Below are 16,162 nucleotides of genomic sequence, written 5' to 3'. Positions count from 1 at the left end.
GGAAAAATTGCTTGAATTAGACATTTCAATGCTAACGTCTACAAGGTGACACAGGATTTGGAGTGGTTTTTTTTAACTATGAAACATAGACACAAAGTAGCTTTTAGCTTAACATTGCCGATCGGTCTAAATCTAATCTCTAGCTTAGTCGCATTTGATCGGGCCATCGCCGCACCACCAAGAACCCCAGACAAAAGTGTAAATTGCGAGATTTTAGTTGTGGGTGGTGGACTTTCTGGTGTCGCCACAGCTTATGAGGGGTTGCTAGCAGGGCGAACAGTTTGTCTGACAGAAATTACTGACTGGCTGGGAGGACAAATTTCTGCTCAAGGGACATCTGCGTTAGACGAACGCCCAACTCAACGAGCTTTGAAATTCTATTCTCGTGGCTATCTGGAATTGCGAAACCGCATTGGACGTAAATACGGTAAGCTTAACCCTGGTGACTGCTGGGTAAGTGAATCGTGTTTTCTTCCCCGCGATGCTCACACTATTTTGACCCAGATGCTTAAAGATGCCGAAAAGCAGGGCAAAGGGAAATTGCAATGGTTTCCCAACACGGTAATTAAGGATTTGGAAATCACTGCTGATGGCAAAATAATTAATAGTGCGATCGCAATTCAACATCAACCACCAAAAGGCGCACCACCTCTCAATACTTTTACGTTATCTCAAAGCATTGAAGATGCTTATCACTACGAAAACTCGTCTCGGTTTACTAAAACGATTGTCCGTTTCATCCCCAAAGCAACGAAAGAGGATGCTCCTAAATGGTATGTCGTAGACGCTAGCGAAACTGGAGAAATTATCGCCCTTGCTGATGTCCCTTACCGATTAGGTATTGATGCCCGTTCCTACTTAGAACCTTCTGCTTTTAGCGCCAACAACGACCCATATTGTCCTCAAGGCTTTACCTACACCTTTGCAATGGAGTCCACCAAGGAACCGCAACCGCAGACAATGCCAGCATTTTATTCACAATATGCGCCATATTTCAGCTATGAATTGAAGCGACTGGCTAACTTTGATTTGGTTTTTACCTATCGTCGCATTTGGAGTCCAAACAAAGGCAAACCAGCAAAATTTGGCGGTGTCAGTTTTACTGCGGCGACACCAGGGGATATCTCGATGCAAAACTGGACTTGGGGTAACGACTACCGCCCCGGAACAGCCCAGGATAACCTAATTTATACTCGCCAACAGTTACAAGCAACTGGACAGTTAGAGCCAGGGGGTTGGATGGGAGGATTACGGACAGAAACCCTGCGCAAGGCTGAGGAAAACGCTTTATCTTTCTATTACTGGTTGGTAGCTGGGACTACAGATTCTCAACTAGGGGATGGTGTCAAGCAGCAGCAACCCAATAATCGCTTTGTTTCCGGTTTAAATTCTCCAATGGGGACAATACACGGCTTATCAAAATATCCCTATATGCGAGAAGGACGGCGGATCATTGGCCGCCCCAGTTGGGGACAAGCCGAAGGCTTTAGTATTGGGGAAATTGATATTTCCCGCCGAGATTATAATGATGAGTATTACTCAAAGACTCTGCCAGCAGATATGTATCGTCGGCTACGAGCAGCAGTTGCAGGTTTAGAAGCAATATCAGTAATTGACGGTAAAGTTCCACCAGATAAAGCAATGCGACGGACTCGTTCTACCATTTTTCCCGATGCTGTGGGTATTGGTCACTACGCCATAGATTTCCATCCTTGCATGGTAAATAGTCCCCCAGAAGCTCCTGGGAACACAGAACGTCCAGGCGAAAGACGTGGTGCTGGTCAAGCTTATCCCTTCCAAATTGCTCTGAGGGCGATGATTCCCCAGAAAATTGATAATTTGCTGGTAGGTGGTAAAAGTATTGCGACTAGTCATATTGCTGCTGCTGCCTATCGAGTACACTCCTTTGAATGGTCATCTGGCGCAGCTGCAGGAACAGTTGCTAGTTTTGCACTCAAAAATGCGATCGCACCTTACCAACTAGTTGATGACTTACCTAAACAAGAGCCACAATTAGAAGCACTTAAACGGCTTTTGCAACAAAATGGCAACCCTACTGCTTTCCCAGATACATCTATTTTTAACGAAAACTGGGATAATTGGAAATAGATAGTCATTTGTCATTTGTCATTTGTCATTTGTCATTGGTCATATCAAGTCCGGTTAATCACTTATGATTACCGAATCTGTGCAAAAATCCCAAAAGCCTCTTTACCCCTGCCCCCAGCTCCTCGGTCACTGAGCGTAGCCGTACCACTTCGTGGAAGCAAGCTACGCGCAGCGTCTCGTAGAGAAGTGCGGTCTAAATGATAAGTTTTTAGCCGGACACAATATCATTGGTCATTGGTTAAGGACAAATGACAACGGACAAATGACAACGAACAACTAAACAATGAACTAAACTAATTACTTATAGTGTAGTTTTGTAAAATTATCTTGACCAATTGTTTTATGGTTATGACACTTTCAGCAGACGTTTACGGGATGTCCACAGCACCAACTATAGCTCCTGAACGGTCTAATCAAGTTATCCGTAAGACTTATCCGAATTACAAAGTGATTGTATTAAACGATGATTTTAATACATTCCAACACGTGTCTGAATGTTTGATGAAATATATTCCGGGGATGAGTGGCGATCGCGCGTGGGATCTGACTAATCAGGTACACTATGAAGGTCAAGCGATCGTCTGGGTCGGGCCCCAAGAACCTGCGGAACTCTATCATCAGCAGCTGCGCCGAGCAGGTTTGACAATGGCACCTCTAGAAGCAGCTTAATCATCATGGGCAAACCCTCCGTAGATCCCCTCCGCACGGCTTCCCAAAAAGCCGCCAGACTGGTTTGGAATCACTCAACACACCTTTCTGGTCTTATCCCCATTTTAGAACGTCTTTGTCAGCACGATGGCATCCAAACTGTGACGCCGGGAGTGATTGGGCGCTCAAAAGGTCACTGTCCAAAAATGCAACTGCGCGTCTCAGTACCCATTCGTGGGGGCTATAAAGTCATTGCACGGCAGGGGAAAACGGTACAAGAGGTATTTATTTTGACAACTTTACCCCAGGATCAACTAGAAACAGCATTAGCGATCGCCATGAGATGTTAATTGTACTCAATGACGGCAGTTACTCTACTTGGGGAAACTCCAAGACCGCACTGCCTCCCCCATGACCAATGCCCAATAACTATTCCTCAACCCGATGCACTGCAAACTTGTGTAGCGGCAGACTAACAATACAAGAAAAAGTTAAGAAATATGACAAAGCCGTAGTTATTTTCAAAGTCATGACTACAGATTCCCAATCGGGTAAAACTATTTTTTCTATGCCAAAAGCTACACAATAAACTAGCCAGTAACTAAAACTCATTCTAAACAGAATCCGCTCTGTTTCTTCCATATCATTTGTTTGCTCCTTACTGTTCCACAGTAACAACAGTCCAATCATGCAAGCTACAAAGGAAACAGCAACTACAAATTCGTGACAAAATATATTTAACGAATGCATTTGTGTTTATCCCCACATTTTTTCAGTTGAAACTCAGTCTAAAGGAATATTCCTTGCAGAGATACAAATTATTTACAAACCTCAATAGATTCAATACTGCTGAGTGAAAAATCTCACTTGCAACTCAGCGCTCTTAACTCCATTAACCTGCAAGACTAGTTGCCAAAATTGAAGCATTTGCAACAATTGCTCCTTTATGTATAAGAAACGTTTAAGTATTTCCCAGAAATGTATAACCAATTGCTGGAAAGGCTTAATACTTTGCAACAATTGTTCATTCATGTATAAGAAACGTTTAAGTATTTCTAATAAATATATAACTAATTGCTGGAAAGGCTTAATACTTTGCAACAATTGCTTGTTGATGTATAAGAAACCTTTAAATGATTGCAGCAATTGTTGTAATTAACTTATGAGTTAATCTTACTTAAAAAATCAAAATCTTTTAAGTAAAATTAACTGCCCTCATCTTCCCTCAATGCATCAGGGGGATTAAGGGGATAAATCCAGGGTTTGGGCTTCATTACCACGATGTGTGTACACCGTAGCCCAATTTGGGAGAGGGATTTAGGGTGAGGGTTTTTGATAAACATAATTCTGAGCCACTTTCCAATAGCGCGAGAACCGTTTCAAGTCAATATAGCCGTCATAGTCAAAAAATGGTTCTACCTGTAACACTTCCACTGCTATAGAACGCTCCATTTTATTACAGATATCATCAAATCGGGGGCTGGGACTATCGGCTGTAACAACTAAATTGGCATCATGTTCTTGAGCAAAAGCTAAAATTTCTTGTGCTACATTGCCACGACGAATAACAACAGGTAACTCTAGCAAACATTCGTAGATAAAAGTCAGACGTTTAAGACTCAATTGCCATTCCTCTATCAACGCCTCGTCCCAAACCCAGATAGCTGGGGCATCAGGATATTTTTGCAATGTGGGATTATTTGGACTGAGGCAATCTCCATGTACCCAAACAATTGGTTTATTCATTTTTTACCTTTCTTTCCACGTTGCCAACTTTGGCTATTGGCTTGTTTGCTAAATTCGCCTTTGGGAAAAAGTCGCTGTTCTAATTCCTCATAGCTGCCTTCAAAATCACAATGACCATAAAGGGGACATTTATGGCAATAAATGTTTTTGGTATAGCGTTCTAAGTTTTCACGGTTGAAAAAATACGGTTTCTGACTAAAAGTGCTAGTAACCCACTGCCATGACATATTATTACTAGCAGGATCTCCATCTAAAAGATGTTCCAGAAACCATTTGGCTCCTGCTTGCCAACGAATACGCCGCCAATGGACAATATAAGCCGCTAGCCACATTCGTGCGTGGTTATGTAGATAACCAGTTTCTCTCAAATCACGACTGAAACTGTCAATGCAAACTCTGTCTGTAGTTCCTTGTCTGATATCTTGCGGCAATTCGGGTGCATATTCATCCACAGTGTAACCAGTTTTGTACTCTTCCTGGTCTTTCCAGATTCCATCCCCTAACTTCATATACAGCCGTTGCCAATAGTCGCGCCAACCTAACTCATTAATTAGTTTCGTAGCTTCATCTTGGTTTTGTACCTGGTCAAGGACGTAATCTCGAATTTCTCGCAAACTCAAAACGCCATAACGGATATAAGGCGAAAGACGCGTGACTGCACCTGTGAAGAAATTACGTGTTTGAGCGTAGCGAAGGGGGTCGATTTTTTGCAGCGCTTCTTGTGCTGCTTTGTGTCCCCCCACAGTTTCGCTAATATGTTCATCGCGTTCTGCTGCACCAGGGAATTGTTCGCGCAGGTAGACTACCAACTCATCGCGGTTGGTAAATTGGCGTTGCATATCTTTAGTCATGTGAACTTTGAAGAATAAGAATAGATAAACAAAAATATCTGTAGGTTAAGTCATTATTATCGCGAATAAATACAAGCGATCGCTCTCATCCTGATGAGAGAACTTAAGCAAAGATGAATGAGTGCGATCGCATTGATGCCTATTTTCTCCAGCTTATCAGTAAGTAAAGCTAAGATATCAGATAAATCTGTCACTTTTCGAGACGATGAGCCTGTGCATCAATCCTAACTGCCAAAATACTAACAACCCTGATAATCTACTGCGCTGTCAAAGCTGTGGCTCTGAATTGCTGCTAGAAGGATGTTATCGAGTAACACGACCTATAGGCCAAGGTGGCTTTGCTAAAACATTTGAGGTAAGTGACAGAGAAAAGCTAAAAATTTTGAAGGTTCTTACACTCAATCAAACTAAAGTAGTTTCACTTTTTCAGCAAGAAGCTGAAGTTTTAAAGCGACTAAATCATCCAGGAATTCCTAATGCTGAAGAATATTTTCAGTTTTTTCCTCAAAATAGCCAAGAGCCAGTTCACTGTTTGGTAATGGATAAAATTGATGGAGAAAATTTAGACCAATGGCTAGAAAAACGTGGTAATCGTCCCATCAGTGAAAAGCAAGCAGTCTTTTGGTTAACACAGTTGGCAAATATTTTACACGAAGTACATCAGCAGCAGTTTTTCCATCGGGATATTAAGCCTTCAAATATTATGCTAACTGCCGATGGACAATTGGTATTAATAGATTTTGGCATAGCGCGGGAAATTACTAAAACCTACGAGAAAAAACAAGCAGCAGGTCAAATCACAACATTTGTTTCTAATGGCTATGCTCCGTTAGAACAAATCACTGGTCATGCTGTTCCGCAATCAGATTTCTTTGCCTTGGGTCGTACTTTTGTGCATTTGCTGACAGGAAAGTGTCCTCTTGAACTAATGGATGATCCCTATGGAGATCCATATACTACTGATATAAATTGGCGTGTTGAGGCTAATCATATCTCTCCTTTGTTAGCAGATTTTATTGATCATCTGATGATGCAACCAGTAAAGGATCGTCCAGTCAATACTCAGGTAATTTTGGAAAGATTGGTAGAAATTAACAAGATTTTATATCAGCCAAAACAAGCCAACCCGAAGCTGAGTAATCTACAAGCAGCACTCAAGTCGCAAAAAATCACATTAGAAAGCACCATCGGCGATTTATCATCTTGGCATTCAAGCCCAGTTAACTCTGTAGCTATTAGCCCTGACGGACAAATATTAGCTAGTGGTAGTACAGATGGAACACTCAAAGTGTGGAACTTGGAAACAAAAGAAGAAATTTACACCCTTATTGAACACTCTGCCTCTGTTAACTGCGTTGCAATCAGCCCAGATTGCAAAACTTTAGTTAGTGGTAGTGAGGATGCGACAAGCATTATATGGAATCTTAAAACTGGGGAATTTATTCAAAGGTTTGGTGGGCACTCAAAGGGTGTTACGTCTGTTGCATTTCATCCAACTAAGCAGATTCTGTTTACTGCTAGCTTGGACAACATTATCAAGCAATGGGACTTAAAAACAGAAAAAATAACTCATACTCATGCTAGGCATTTAAAGGGTGTTACCTCTTTAGCAGTTAGCCCCAATGGGCAAAGCATAGCTAGTGGTAGTTATGATCACACAATAATTGTATGGACAAATTATACCCTCATTGGGCATAAAGGAGTTGTTCGGTCTATGGCAATTAGCCCAGATGGGCATACTCTAGTTAGTGGCAGTGATGACAAAGAAATCAAGGTATGGAACTTAATTAGTGGAGAACTTATAAGTACTCTGACTGGTCATTTATATTCTGTATTATCTGTGGCAATTAGCCCTGATGGACAGACTTTAGTTAGTGGTAGTCAAGACAAGACTATCAAATTGTGGAACTTAAGGACGGGGGAAGAAATTAACTCTGTAATGAAACATTTAGATGCTGTTAATTCTTTAGTATTTAGTCCAGACGGACAAACCATTTTCAGTGGTAGTCAGGATTCAACAATTAAAATGTGGAGAATCAATTAACTCGAAATTTAGAAAACAGACCTATTTTATGCAAATCGCCTTGCTGCTGATGAATTGGTGACGCTGGTAAATATGCAATATCGCTCAACTTATGTACAATTCTAAGGCGATGTCTACGAGCTACGCTTACGCAATCTCTCACACCCATTATGAGCAACATTCCCCAAGTTGGACAACCAGCGCCAGATTTCTCTACACCTGACCAAAATGGTAATGCAGTTACTCTCGACGAGCTTAGCAGTCAGTGGGTTGTCCTTTACTTCTATCCCAAAGATGACACACCCGGTTGTACCACCGAAGCGAAAGATTTCACCGAGTTGTATCAAGACTTCAGCGCACTAGGAGCAAAAATCTTAGGCGTAAGTCCAGATTTGGCTAAGTCTCATTGTAAATTTATCAGCAAACATAACTTGTCAGTCACCCTTTTGAGTGACCCAGAACATATTTTGACAGAAGCCTACGGCGCTTGGCGCTTAAAAAAATTTATGGGCAAAGAATATATGGGTGTTGTTCGGTCAACTTTTCTCATTTCACCTGATAGAATTATTGTCTATGTTTGGCCGAACGTAAAAACCAAAGGTCATGCTCAGGCAGTTTTAACTAAATTACAGGAGTTAGCAGCCACGTAACACAACTGGATACTAGAAACTGCTAGCGTGATAATTGAAGTCAGGAATTAGACTTTTCGCAAGTTGAAATAAACATGATTCAAGTCATCCAAGCCCAAAATATCACTCTTGCCTACTTAAAGAAAAAATTTGCTTTATATAAATCTGAAGATGAGCAATTTTTTACAGAGTGGCTTGACTACATCCCTGAAATAACTGAATTAGAAAAGCAATATTTAGACAAAGTTAAAAATAACTATCTCAACGTCCTTGAAAATGCTCCTCTTTTAGAAGAAGCAGTAAAACTGGTAGTATTATCTCCATTGTTAGATTTAGCTGGTTTTTATCGTCCTCCTTTTTATATTGCGACAGAAGAAAGTATAGAAATTAGCGAACAAGCCATCATTGATAATGAATTAAATACCGAAGACACTAAAGAAATTATTAAAGGTAAAATTGATGTCTTGGTTCTTCAAGAACGGCTATGGTTACTTATAATTGAATCTCAAATGTCTAGTTTTTCCTTGGCAAAGGCGATTCCTCAAGCTTTGACTTATATGTTGGCAAATCCTCAGCCTGAGCATCCTGCATATTCCTTAGTAATTAATGGAGAAGATTTCCAATTTATTAAGTTGATAAAACAAGATAAACCAATTTATGCTTTATCCGATCGATTCACTTTATATAGACGCGAAAATGAATTATATAAAATTTTAAATATATTAAAAAAAATAGGTCAACTTTTAAGCTAATTCTTTTTGTTATTCCTATCTTCCAGGTTAATACAGGAACAGTGTCATAATAGTTATATTGCATTTTTTCAAGAAATTATGGCTCAATTTATCCAAGCACAAAATGTCGGGCTTGCCTATTTGGAAGAAAGATTTAGTCTACAGCTAGCCGAAGATGAGGCATTTTTCACAGAATGGTTTGAAAATTTATTGGAAATTACAGATTTAGAAAAGCAAGATTTAGACAGAGTAAAACTTCATTTTCTCCGTTTAGTCAAGCATCCTCCTTTGTCAGAAGAAACAGTAAAATTAGTAGTTTTATCTCCTCTACTCAATCTAGCTGGATTTTATGATGAGCCTTTTTATATCAGAGGTGAACAATCAATAGAACTTTCTGCGGAAGATAAAGGCGAAATTATTAGAGGTAGAATTGATATTTTAGTTATTCAAGAACAGTTATGGTTGTTAGTAATTGAATCTAAAAGGTCTAGCTTTTCTCTTTTAGAAGCCATATCTCAAGCACTGGTTTATATGCTAGCTAATCCTAATCAAGATAAACCTACTTTTGGATTGGTAACAAATGGTAGTAATTTTATTTTCTTGAAACTGACCAAAGAAAATCAGCAAAAGTATGCTATATCTGACCAATTTACACTTTTGAAACGAAAAAGTGAACTGTATCAGGTTCTAAGTGTATTAAAAAATTTGAGTCAAATTTTGAGTTAATTTATGTCTATTCGCCCTATCTACCTTGATTGTCACGCTACCACATCTGTAGATGAACGTGTATTAGCAGCAATGCTTCCTTATTTTACAGAAAACTTTGGCAACCCAGCTAGTATTAGTCATGTTTACGGTTGGGAAGCAGAAGCTGCTGTGAAGCAAACGCGAGAAATTTTAGCAGCAGCAATCAACGCCACACCAGAAGAAATTGTCTTTACGAGTGGGGCAACAGAAGCAAATAATCTAGCTATTAAAGGTGTTGCCGAAGCTTATTTTAAAAAAGGTCAGCATATTATTACTATTGCCACTGAACATAGTGCAGTAATCGATCCTTGTAATTATTTAAAAAGTCTCGGTTTTGAAATTACTATTCTCCCTGTCCAAAAAGATGGATTGATTGATTTGACTGAGTTAAAAAACGCTTTCCTTCCTGAGACGATTTTAGTATCGGTAATGGCTGCAAATAACGAAATTGGCGTGTTACAGCCTTTGGCAGAAATTGGGGAAATGTGCCATGAACACCAAATCCTATTCCATACCGATGCTGCCCAAGCTATTGGTAAAATTCCTTTAGATGTGCAAGCGATGAAAATTGACTTGATGTCGCTCACAGTACATAAAGTATATGGGCCCAAAGGTATTGGAGCGCTGTACGTCCGCAGGCGCAACCCCAGAGTGCAACTAGCTCCCCAGCAGCACGGCGGCGGACACGAGCGGGGGATGCGCTCTGGTACATTGTATACACCGCAAATTGTCGGCTTTGGCAAAGCTGTAGAAATCGCTTTGGTTGAACAAGCGACAGAAACCCAACGCCTCACCCAATTAAGACAAAGATTGTGGGAACAGCTTTCGCAAGTTGAAGGAATTCATCTCAACGGACATCCTCAACAGCGATTGGCGGGAAACTTGAATATCAGTGTTGAGGGAGTGGATGGAGCCGCACTTTTGCTAGGATTGCAGCCAGTAATGGCAGTTTCTTCTGGATCTGCTTGTTCGTCAGCAACTACTGCACCTTCCTATGTTCTTACAGCACTGGGACATTCAGAAAAGCTAGCTTATGCCTCAGTGCGGTTTGGTATTGGACGGTTTACTACAGAAGAAGAGATTGATATTGTGGCGAAACACGCGATCGCTACCATTCAAAGTTTACAAAATAAACGGTAAGCATGAAAACCAGCAATGCCTCTTTTGTGGACAATCGCTTATTTAAGAATAGATATTATCTATACGATTGCCCATATCAAAAACATTAAATTCAATCCCGTTTAACTTCAGCCTTAAAGCCTCTAATAAGAGGTTTACCCTTTTTTCAATAAAAATGGTTAGGGCATTTTCTGGAAGTGCATCGTCTCTTGACCATTCAAGAATGATCGTTGGTATAAGATGAGAGCGTAGCACTGCCTCTAAACCAGGGTCGTCATACTCTTTGATATAATATAATGGATTTTTATCGCTAATTTTCAAATTAGTTATTTGAGACAGATAGGCAATATTCATCAAGCTGTCAGATTCTATTTGGCTAGCAATACCGCTCTGCTTAATAAAGTTAACTGGAAATATGTGGTGCAAGTTAGGCTTATCTGTTAGCAGATAATAAACATCAGACAAAATATCTCTATGAGGTTTTGCCCAATCTTGCGGCTTGTGGTTTGCATAAAGTGATAGTATTGCTCTGGATAACCGACCTCTATAACTGTAGAAAGATTTTCTTAAAGAATTCTTATCAATATCAAATTGATTGAATGAGTAAATACTATTAGCCTTTTGTTGATTAACAAAGTATATATGTTCCCAGAGGTGAGTAGTGTTTGTTAGTAAGTCTGCATTATGAAAACTATAATACCAAAAATACTTATCTAAAAAACTATAATCTGGTTTATGATTACGATAAAAATATGCGGTTATAGTCAGGTAGAAATATCGGTAAGGAATTAATCTTCCACCCTTTATATGCAAAATATTATCAAAGAAATCAAAAGTTTTAGCAACAGCTATTTTAAAATCAGACCATACAGCTTCAATATGGTCTGTTTTTAGCTTATTAAGATACATATCAGTAATATTTTGTATCCCAGCTTCGGGAAATTCAGATTTTACTACTACAGCTAGCATTTGGAGCAATGTCCAATTATCAATACTGGCATATTGACTACTAGTACTATAAATAGTTTTTTTAAATTTATCAAATAATTCCCGAAGATAGAACCCAGAGATATTATTTGTCTTATTTTCGGAACGAAAAGTCTTAGCAACTACAATATCAAAGATATCTAAGGGTTTACCAGCTTGATTAATCCGCTCAAATATTTGGCATACTTCTGCAACTTCAATACCTCTTAACTCAATAAAGGAAATTTTGTAATTAGCCAAAACTTCCCTAATTCTCCTAAATTGTTGCATATAAGGATGCTCGAATTCTCCATTAACTCTTACATAAATATTTCTTTCTATTTCGCCACGGTTTTTAATTATATCTATTAAGCTGACAATTAGTTTATCTTGATAACGTTGTTTTTTTCCAATATTTGCTTTTAGTTGACCATCTCTATCATCTATTTCGTCCCAAAACAAAAACCTTTTTGCATAGCTTGTGTCATCAGTTGCATCAGTAAGTTCAATAGTCAAATCTATATATAGTGTTGGATCAAAATTTTCGTTATTAGCAATCTTACCCCCATAGATTGATGTTAAGAGAGAAGTTGTTCTTTGTTGTCCATCTAAAATGTACTAATACTCATTAGAGTAAAAATTATCAGCAAATTTTATACCACCTATTTCCCTATGACTTTCTAACTTGGTATTAGTTTTCCAAATTAGAATACTTCCTAAAGGGTAAAATTTATAAATACTATCCCAAAGTTTTTTAACATTCTCTTTCTCCCAAACAACATCTCTTTGAAAAGTTGGAATTTGATACTTGTGTGAGAGAAGACTTTCCAAATAGAGAGGAATACTCTGAGCATCCGGTTTAATACGTTCAGTAGATGTAAACATAGAATTAACCTTACCTAACTTTGAGTAAATATCAAGATTGGCGTCTGAATTTCACTGGTTGTAGTAAAATTCCATACAAAGCTAACTGATATTTAATTAAGTGGCAACTCAGATTTTAGAAAATCTCTGCAAACTTTTCTCCATGCCAACGTTGCCTTGTAAGCCGCCTGTGTGTACCAGCAGTAAGGAATCGCCTCTACAAAAAAATCCTTGCTTTAGTAAATCCATCACTCCGTAAAACATTTTAGCGGTATATACGTAATCAAGGGGTACGCCATGTTCCTGTGTGAACTGCTGGCTGAACAGTAGCAACTCGTTCTTCACCTTTGCATAGCCGCCAAAGTGGTAATCACATACCAATTCCCAGGAAGCGGGAGAGCTATATGGTGCGGGTAAACCAGAGGCGAGGTAATTTGTCAACAAAGTTTCAATTTCTTGTGCAAGAAATGCGCCATTTTTCAATACGGGAAAAGCGATCGCTCTTTGTCCTTCATGCAGTGAAAGTGCAATCCCTGCTAGTGTGGTAGCTGTACCGCAGGCTACGCAGATACGATTGAATACGTAGGCGTAGCCAGCCGTAGGCATCGCATTACCAATTATCTCTGTACAGCCGCGCACACCATTTAAATTACTCCCACCTTCGGGAATGATAAACACCTCGCCGAAACGTTGTCGCAGATATTCCTGTAGTGCTGGTGTGTTGCGCTGTCGATACATCTCGCGGTTCAGATAGACAAGCTGCATACCCTGTTGTACAGCAAAACTCAGTGTAGGGTTTAATGGTAGCCTCTCCTCCCCACGAATTACCCCGATGGTGCGAAAACCAAAAAGATTACCAGCCGCCGCAGTTGCATAGATGTGATTGGAATAAGCGCCGCCAAAGGTTAGCAGCGTCGTGAAATTTTTCTCCTTAGCTTCCAAAAGATTGTATTTCAGCTTAAACCACTTGTTGCCGTTAACTAAAGGGTGCATGAGATCGAGGCGCAACACATACACATCGACACCTGCGTAATGGGCGATTTCGCTGTTGATTTGTTGTAGAGGAGGAGGAAAAAAGGTTAACGACATACGTAAACATTCTAACTTAGAATTTACATTCTCTCACGCTTATTATTGAACATAAAAGTAATGATAAACATTGAGTAATTCAATGATAAATCAAGCTAAATGATGAATAAAACTTTCTGATGATTAGCTTTAGAAATTGGCATTTTACTAATTGAGTGTTTCAGGTAAATATAGAAACATAACACTCGCTCCAGATAATATTCTTTTTGGAGAAAAGAAATGGTTGCACTCACACAGCTTACTCAAGTTATTTCCAATCCTGGACGTTTGACAATTGAAACTGTTGAAATTGCTCCTCAAACGACTGCTATACGTTGTCTCGACTGGGATAGAGAACGTTTTGATATCGAGTTTGGTTTACGGAATGGTACAACTTATAATTCTTTTTTAATTCAAGGAGAAAAAGTTGCTTTAGTTGACACATCTCACCGCAAGTTTGAGGAATTATATCTTGAGGTAGTGGCGGGATTAATTGATCCGGCCAAGATAGATTACTTAATTATCAGCCACACGGAACCAGACCACAGTGGATTAGTAAAAAATATTTTGGAATTAGCTCCCTCCATTACTGTTGTTGGTGCAAAGGTAGCTATTCAATTTTTAGAAAATATGGTTCACCAGCCTTTTAAATCAATGCAGGTGAAAAGTGGACAGCGATTAGATTTAGGCAACGGACACGAATTAGAATTTATCTCTGCACCTAACTTACACTGGCCTGACACAATCTTGACTTATGACCACAAAACTTGCACTCTCTACACTTGCGATGTGTTTGGGATGCACTACTGTGATGACCACACTTATGATGAAAATATTACTTCAATAGAAGAAGATTTTCACTATTACTATGATTGTCTCATGGGCCCCAATGCCCGATCTGTCTTAGCAGCTTTAAAGCGGATTGAAAAGTTAGAAATAGGAACAGTTGCTACAGGACATGGGCCTTTATTACGACACTATATCTCAGAATGGCTCGGACGCTATCAAAACTGGAGTTCAGAACAAGCAAAAACAGAGACATTAGTGGCTCTATTTTATGTTGAAGATTACGGGCATAGCGAGCATTTAGTCCGTACCATAGCGCATGGATGCGCGAAAACAGGCGTAGCAGTAGAATTAGTAGACCTCAATAGTGCCGAGCCTCAAGAAGTTCGAGAATTAGTTGCACAAGCTTCTGGTTTAGTAATTGCAATGCCACCCCAATCTTCGGTGATGATTCAAGCTGCTTTAAGTACAATTTTAGCTGCTATTCACAAGAAACAGGCAATTGGTTTATTAGAGTCAGGAGGGGGAGAAGATGAACCTGTTTATCCTTTACGTAATAAGTTTCAAGAACTGGGATTAACTGAAGCTTTTCCACCTATTTTAGTTAAGGAAGTTCCTACTCAAGCAACGGAACAACTTTGTGATGAAGCGGGGATAGATATGGGTCAATGGCTGACCCGCGATCGCACCATAAAACAAATTAAATCTATCAATACTGAGCTAGAAAAAGCTTTAGGGCGGATTAGTACAGGATTGTATATTATCACCGCCAAAAAAGGAGAAGTTCAGAGTGCGATGTTGGCTTCTTGGGTGACACAAGCGAGTCTTGAGCCTTTGGGAGTAGCGATCGCAGTATCCAAAGATCGGGCAATTGAATCCTTGATGCACGTTGGCGATCGCTTTGTTTTAAATGTTTTAGAAGAAGGCAAATATCAAGGATTAATGAAACACTTTATTAAGCGTTTTGCTCCTGGTGCAGATAGATTTGCTGGAGTGAAAACATATCCAGCTAAAAATGAATCGCCCGTTTTAGCTGAAGCTCTAGCTTACATGGAATGCGAAATTACTAGCCGTATGGATTGTGGAGATCATTGGGTAATTTATAGCACAGTCCAAACTGGAAGAGTTGCCAAACTAGATGCACTTACCGCCGCCCATCACCGCAAAATTGGCAATCATTACTAATTTGTCATTTGTCATTTGTCATTTGTCATTTGTTATTCTCCTTTATTTACCTTGCTTTTTACAGACGCGATGAATCGCGTCTCTACCCACCCTTGTACAGACGCGATGAATCGCGTCTCTCAAAAAACTATGTATAAATCTGTTGAAAATATCCCGATTACAATGTACGAAATCAATCGGGGGCGCGTTGTGCGAACCTTGGAATTTATCCAAGACATAATTGTAATTTCTTTGTGTATCGGTTTATTTAGCTTCATGGTGCTTCAGGTGAGAGATATGTTTCTCTCCTTACTTCCGCCTCTAGATTTTCATGCTGTTACTGCCGATATTCTCTTTTTACTTATCTTAGTTGAGTTATTCCGACTGCTGATTATTTACCTACAGGAACATCGAGTATCTATTGGGGTAGCTGTTGAAGTTTCCATTGTTTCTGCTTTGCGAGAAGTCATTGTTAAAGGTGTTCTAGAAACAAGTTGGAGTCAAGTTTTAGCAACTTGTGCCTTTTTATTAGTGCTGGGAATACTACTGTTTCTCAGAGTTTGGCTACCCCCGACCTTTGAAGGTATAGACCCGGAACAAGAAGCATCTAAACGCTATAGAAGCCGAGCCAAGTCTGAATTAACACAAACCAATGGTCATTAAAAATAGGGAGTGGGGAATAGGGAATAGGGAGAGAGAAGAGAAGGAGAA

15 protein-coding genes and 1 pseudogene are annotated in these 16,162 nt (G+C 39.5%); 10 read left to right on the top strand and 6 right to left on the bottom strand.

The features are described 5' to 3' along the window. The first annotated feature begins 78 nt into the window (after nucleotides 1-78). From ACFE93_RS05650 to ACFE93_RS05640, 3 genes are all read left to right on the top strand, one after another. On the top strand, nucleotides 79-2,109 hold the full coding sequence (locus ACFE93_RS05650; protein WP_375472391.1) for an FAD-dependent oxidoreductase: 2,031 nt from the start codon (nucleotides 79-81) through the stop codon (nucleotides 2,107-2,109). A 342-nt stretch (nucleotides 2,110-2,451) separates the two neighbouring features. After that, nucleotides 2,452-2,778, top strand: a complete 327-nt coding sequence (gene clpS / locus ACFE93_RS05645) for an ATP-dependent Clp protease adapter ClpS (protein WP_094348337.1) — start codon at nucleotides 2,452-2,454, stop codon at nucleotides 2,776-2,778. Between the two features lie 5 nt (nucleotides 2,779-2,783). Next, complete coding sequence (locus tag ACFE93_RS05640; protein WP_375472390.1) at nucleotides 2,784-3,107, top strand: DUF2103 domain-containing protein; 324 nt, start codon at nucleotides 2,784-2,786, stop codon at nucleotides 3,105-3,107. A gap of 79 nt (nucleotides 3,108-3,186) precedes the next feature. Here ACFE93_RS05640 and ACFE93_RS05635 read toward each other — a convergent pair whose 3' ends face one another. The 4 genes from ACFE93_RS05635 to ACFE93_RS05620 all read right to left on the bottom strand — a co-directional run bounded on the left by ACFE93_RS05635 (nucleotide 3,187) and on the right by ACFE93_RS05620 (nucleotide 5,548). Next, the gene (locus ACFE93_RS05635; protein ID WP_375472389.1) at nucleotides 3,187-3,507 is read right to left on the bottom strand and encodes a hypothetical protein; all 321 of its coding nucleotides are present in this window, start codon (nucleotides 3,505-3,507) and stop codon (nucleotides 3,187-3,189) included. A gap of 567 nt (nucleotides 3,508-4,074) precedes the next feature. Beyond that, entirely contained in the window at nucleotides 4,075-4,503 is a 429-nt protein-coding gene (locus tag ACFE93_RS05630) for a hypothetical protein (RefSeq protein ID WP_375472388.1), read from the bottom strand. Then, on the bottom strand, nucleotides 4,500-5,354 hold the full coding sequence (locus ACFE93_RS05625; protein WP_375472387.1) for an FAD-binding domain-containing protein: 855 nt from the start codon (nucleotides 5,352-5,354) through the stop codon (nucleotides 4,500-4,502). The genes ACFE93_RS05630 and ACFE93_RS05625 overlap by 4 nt, the downstream gene beginning before the upstream one ends. Nucleotides 5,355-5,410: 56 nt before the next feature. Further along, entirely contained in the window at nucleotides 5,411-5,548 is a 138-nt protein-coding gene (locus tag ACFE93_RS05620) for a hypothetical protein (protein WP_375472386.1), read from the bottom strand. An 11-nt stretch (nucleotides 5,549-5,559) separates the two neighbouring features. Between ACFE93_RS05620 and ACFE93_RS05615 the strand changes: the two genes are divergently transcribed. From ACFE93_RS05615 to ACFE93_RS05595, 5 genes are all read left to right on the top strand, one after another. Beyond that, nucleotides 5,560-7,398, top strand: a complete 1,839-nt coding sequence (locus ACFE93_RS05615) for a protein kinase (RefSeq protein ID WP_375472385.1) — start codon at nucleotides 5,560-5,562, stop codon at nucleotides 7,396-7,398. 149 nt (nucleotides 7,399-7,547) lie between these two features. Continuing rightward, on the top strand, nucleotides 7,548-8,027 hold the full coding sequence (gene bcp, locus ACFE93_RS05610; RefSeq protein WP_375472384.1) for a thioredoxin-dependent thiol peroxidase: 480 nt from the start codon (nucleotides 7,548-7,550) through the stop codon (nucleotides 8,025-8,027). A gap of 74 nt (nucleotides 8,028-8,101) precedes the next feature. Further along, a complete protein-coding gene (locus tag ACFE93_RS05605; protein ID WP_375472383.1) occupies nucleotides 8,102-8,758 on the top strand; it encodes a restriction endonuclease subunit R in 657 nt (218 codons plus the stop codon). Nucleotides 8,759-8,836: 78 nt separating this feature from the next. Continuing rightward, nucleotides 8,837-9,463: a type I restriction endonuclease gene (locus ACFE93_RS05600; RefSeq protein WP_375472382.1), complete on the top strand. Its 627-nt coding sequence runs from the start codon at nucleotides 8,837-8,839 to the stop codon at nucleotides 9,461-9,463. A 3-nt stretch (nucleotides 9,464-9,466) separates the two neighbouring features. Beyond that, nucleotides 9,467-10,624 carry an IscS subfamily cysteine desulfurase gene (locus ACFE93_RS05595; protein ID WP_375472381.1) on the top strand — a complete coding sequence of 386 codons (1,158 nt, stop codon included), beginning with the start codon at nucleotides 9,467-9,469 and terminating at the stop codon, nucleotides 10,622-10,624. 42 nt (nucleotides 10,625-10,666) lie between these two features. On the opposite strand, the pseudogene ACFE93_RS05590 reads toward ACFE93_RS05595, so the two are convergent. Both ACFE93_RS05590 and ACFE93_RS05585 read right to left on the bottom strand, forming a co-directional pair. Continuing rightward, nucleotides 10,667-12,454, bottom strand: a pseudogene (locus ACFE93_RS05590) (DUF262 domain-containing protein). 108 nt (nucleotides 12,455-12,562) lie between these two features. Then, nucleotides 12,563-13,522: a 1-aminocyclopropane-1-carboxylate deaminase/D-cysteine desulfhydrase gene (locus ACFE93_RS05585; protein WP_375472380.1), complete on the bottom strand. Its 960-nt coding sequence runs from the start codon at nucleotides 13,520-13,522 to the stop codon at nucleotides 12,563-12,565. 219 nt (nucleotides 13,523-13,741) lie between these two features. On the opposite strand from ACFE93_RS05585, the gene ACFE93_RS05580 reads away from it, so the two are divergent. After that, nucleotides 13,742-15,472 carry a diflavin flavoprotein gene (locus ACFE93_RS05580; RefSeq protein ID WP_375472379.1) on the top strand — a complete coding sequence of 577 codons (1,731 nt, stop codon included), beginning with the start codon at nucleotides 13,742-13,744 and terminating at the stop codon, nucleotides 15,470-15,472. A gap of 129 nt (nucleotides 15,473-15,601) precedes the next feature. After that, nucleotides 15,602-16,114, top strand: a complete 513-nt coding sequence (locus tag ACFE93_RS05575; RefSeq protein ID WP_375472425.1) for a phosphate-starvation-inducible PsiE family protein — start codon at nucleotides 15,602-15,604, stop codon at nucleotides 16,112-16,114. Nucleotides 16,115-16,162 lie beyond the last annotated feature (48 nt).

It is taken from the genome of uncultured Nostoc sp. (assembly GCF_964247315.1).
GTDB lineage: Bacteria > Cyanobacteriota > Cyanobacteriia > Cyanobacteriales > Nostocaceae > Nostoc.
This window is presented reverse-complemented; position numbering and strand designations above follow the sequence as displayed.

What these genes read in the sequence shown, in the direction of transcription:
- ACFE93_RS05650 (WP_375472391.1), top strand. Translation starts at nt 79, where the DNA reads ATGAAACATAGACACAAAGTAGCTTTTAGCTTAACATTGCCGATCGGT.
- clpS (WP_094348337.1), top strand. Translation starts at nt 2,452, where the DNA reads ATGGTTATGACACTTTCAGCAGACGTTTACGGGATGTCCACAGCACCA.
- ACFE93_RS05640 (WP_375472390.1), top strand. Translation starts at nt 2,784, where the DNA reads ATGGGCAAACCCTCCGTAGATCCCCTCCGCACGGCTTCCCAAAAAGCC.
- ACFE93_RS05635 (WP_375472389.1), bottom strand. Translation starts at nt 3,507, where the DNA reads ATGCATTCGTTAAATATATTTTGTCACGAATTTGTAGTTGCTGTTTCC.
- ACFE93_RS05630 (WP_375472388.1), bottom strand. Translation starts at nt 4,503, where the DNA reads ATGAATAAACCAATTGTTTGGGTACATGGAGATTGCCTCAGTCCAAAT.
- ACFE93_RS05625 (WP_375472387.1), bottom strand. Translation starts at nt 5,354, where the DNA reads ATGACTAAAGATATGCAACGCCAATTTACCAACCGCGATGAGTTGGTA.
- ACFE93_RS05615 (WP_375472385.1), top strand. Translation starts at nt 5,560, where the DNA reads ATGAGCCTGTGCATCAATCCTAACTGCCAAAATACTAACAACCCTGAT.
- bcp (WP_375472384.1), top strand. Translation starts at nt 7,548, where the DNA reads ATGAGCAACATTCCCCAAGTTGGACAACCAGCGCCAGATTTCTCTACA.
- ACFE93_RS05605 (WP_375472383.1), top strand. Translation starts at nt 8,102, where the DNA reads ATGATTCAAGTCATCCAAGCCCAAAATATCACTCTTGCCTACTTAAAG.
- ACFE93_RS05600 (WP_375472382.1), top strand. Translation starts at nt 8,837, where the DNA reads ATGGCTCAATTTATCCAAGCACAAAATGTCGGGCTTGCCTATTTGGAA.
- ACFE93_RS05595 (WP_375472381.1), top strand. Translation starts at nt 9,467, where the DNA reads ATGTCTATTCGCCCTATCTACCTTGATTGTCACGCTACCACATCTGTA.
- ACFE93_RS05585 (WP_375472380.1), bottom strand. Translation starts at nt 13,522, where the DNA reads ATGTCGTTAACCTTTTTTCCTCCTCCTCTACAACAAATCAACAGCGAA.
- ACFE93_RS05580 (WP_375472379.1), top strand. Translation starts at nt 13,742, where the DNA reads ATGGTTGCACTCACACAGCTTACTCAAGTTATTTCCAATCCTGGACGT.
- ACFE93_RS05575 (WP_375472425.1), top strand. Translation starts at nt 15,602, where the DNA reads ATGTATAAATCTGTTGAAAATATCCCGATTACAATGTACGAAATCAAT.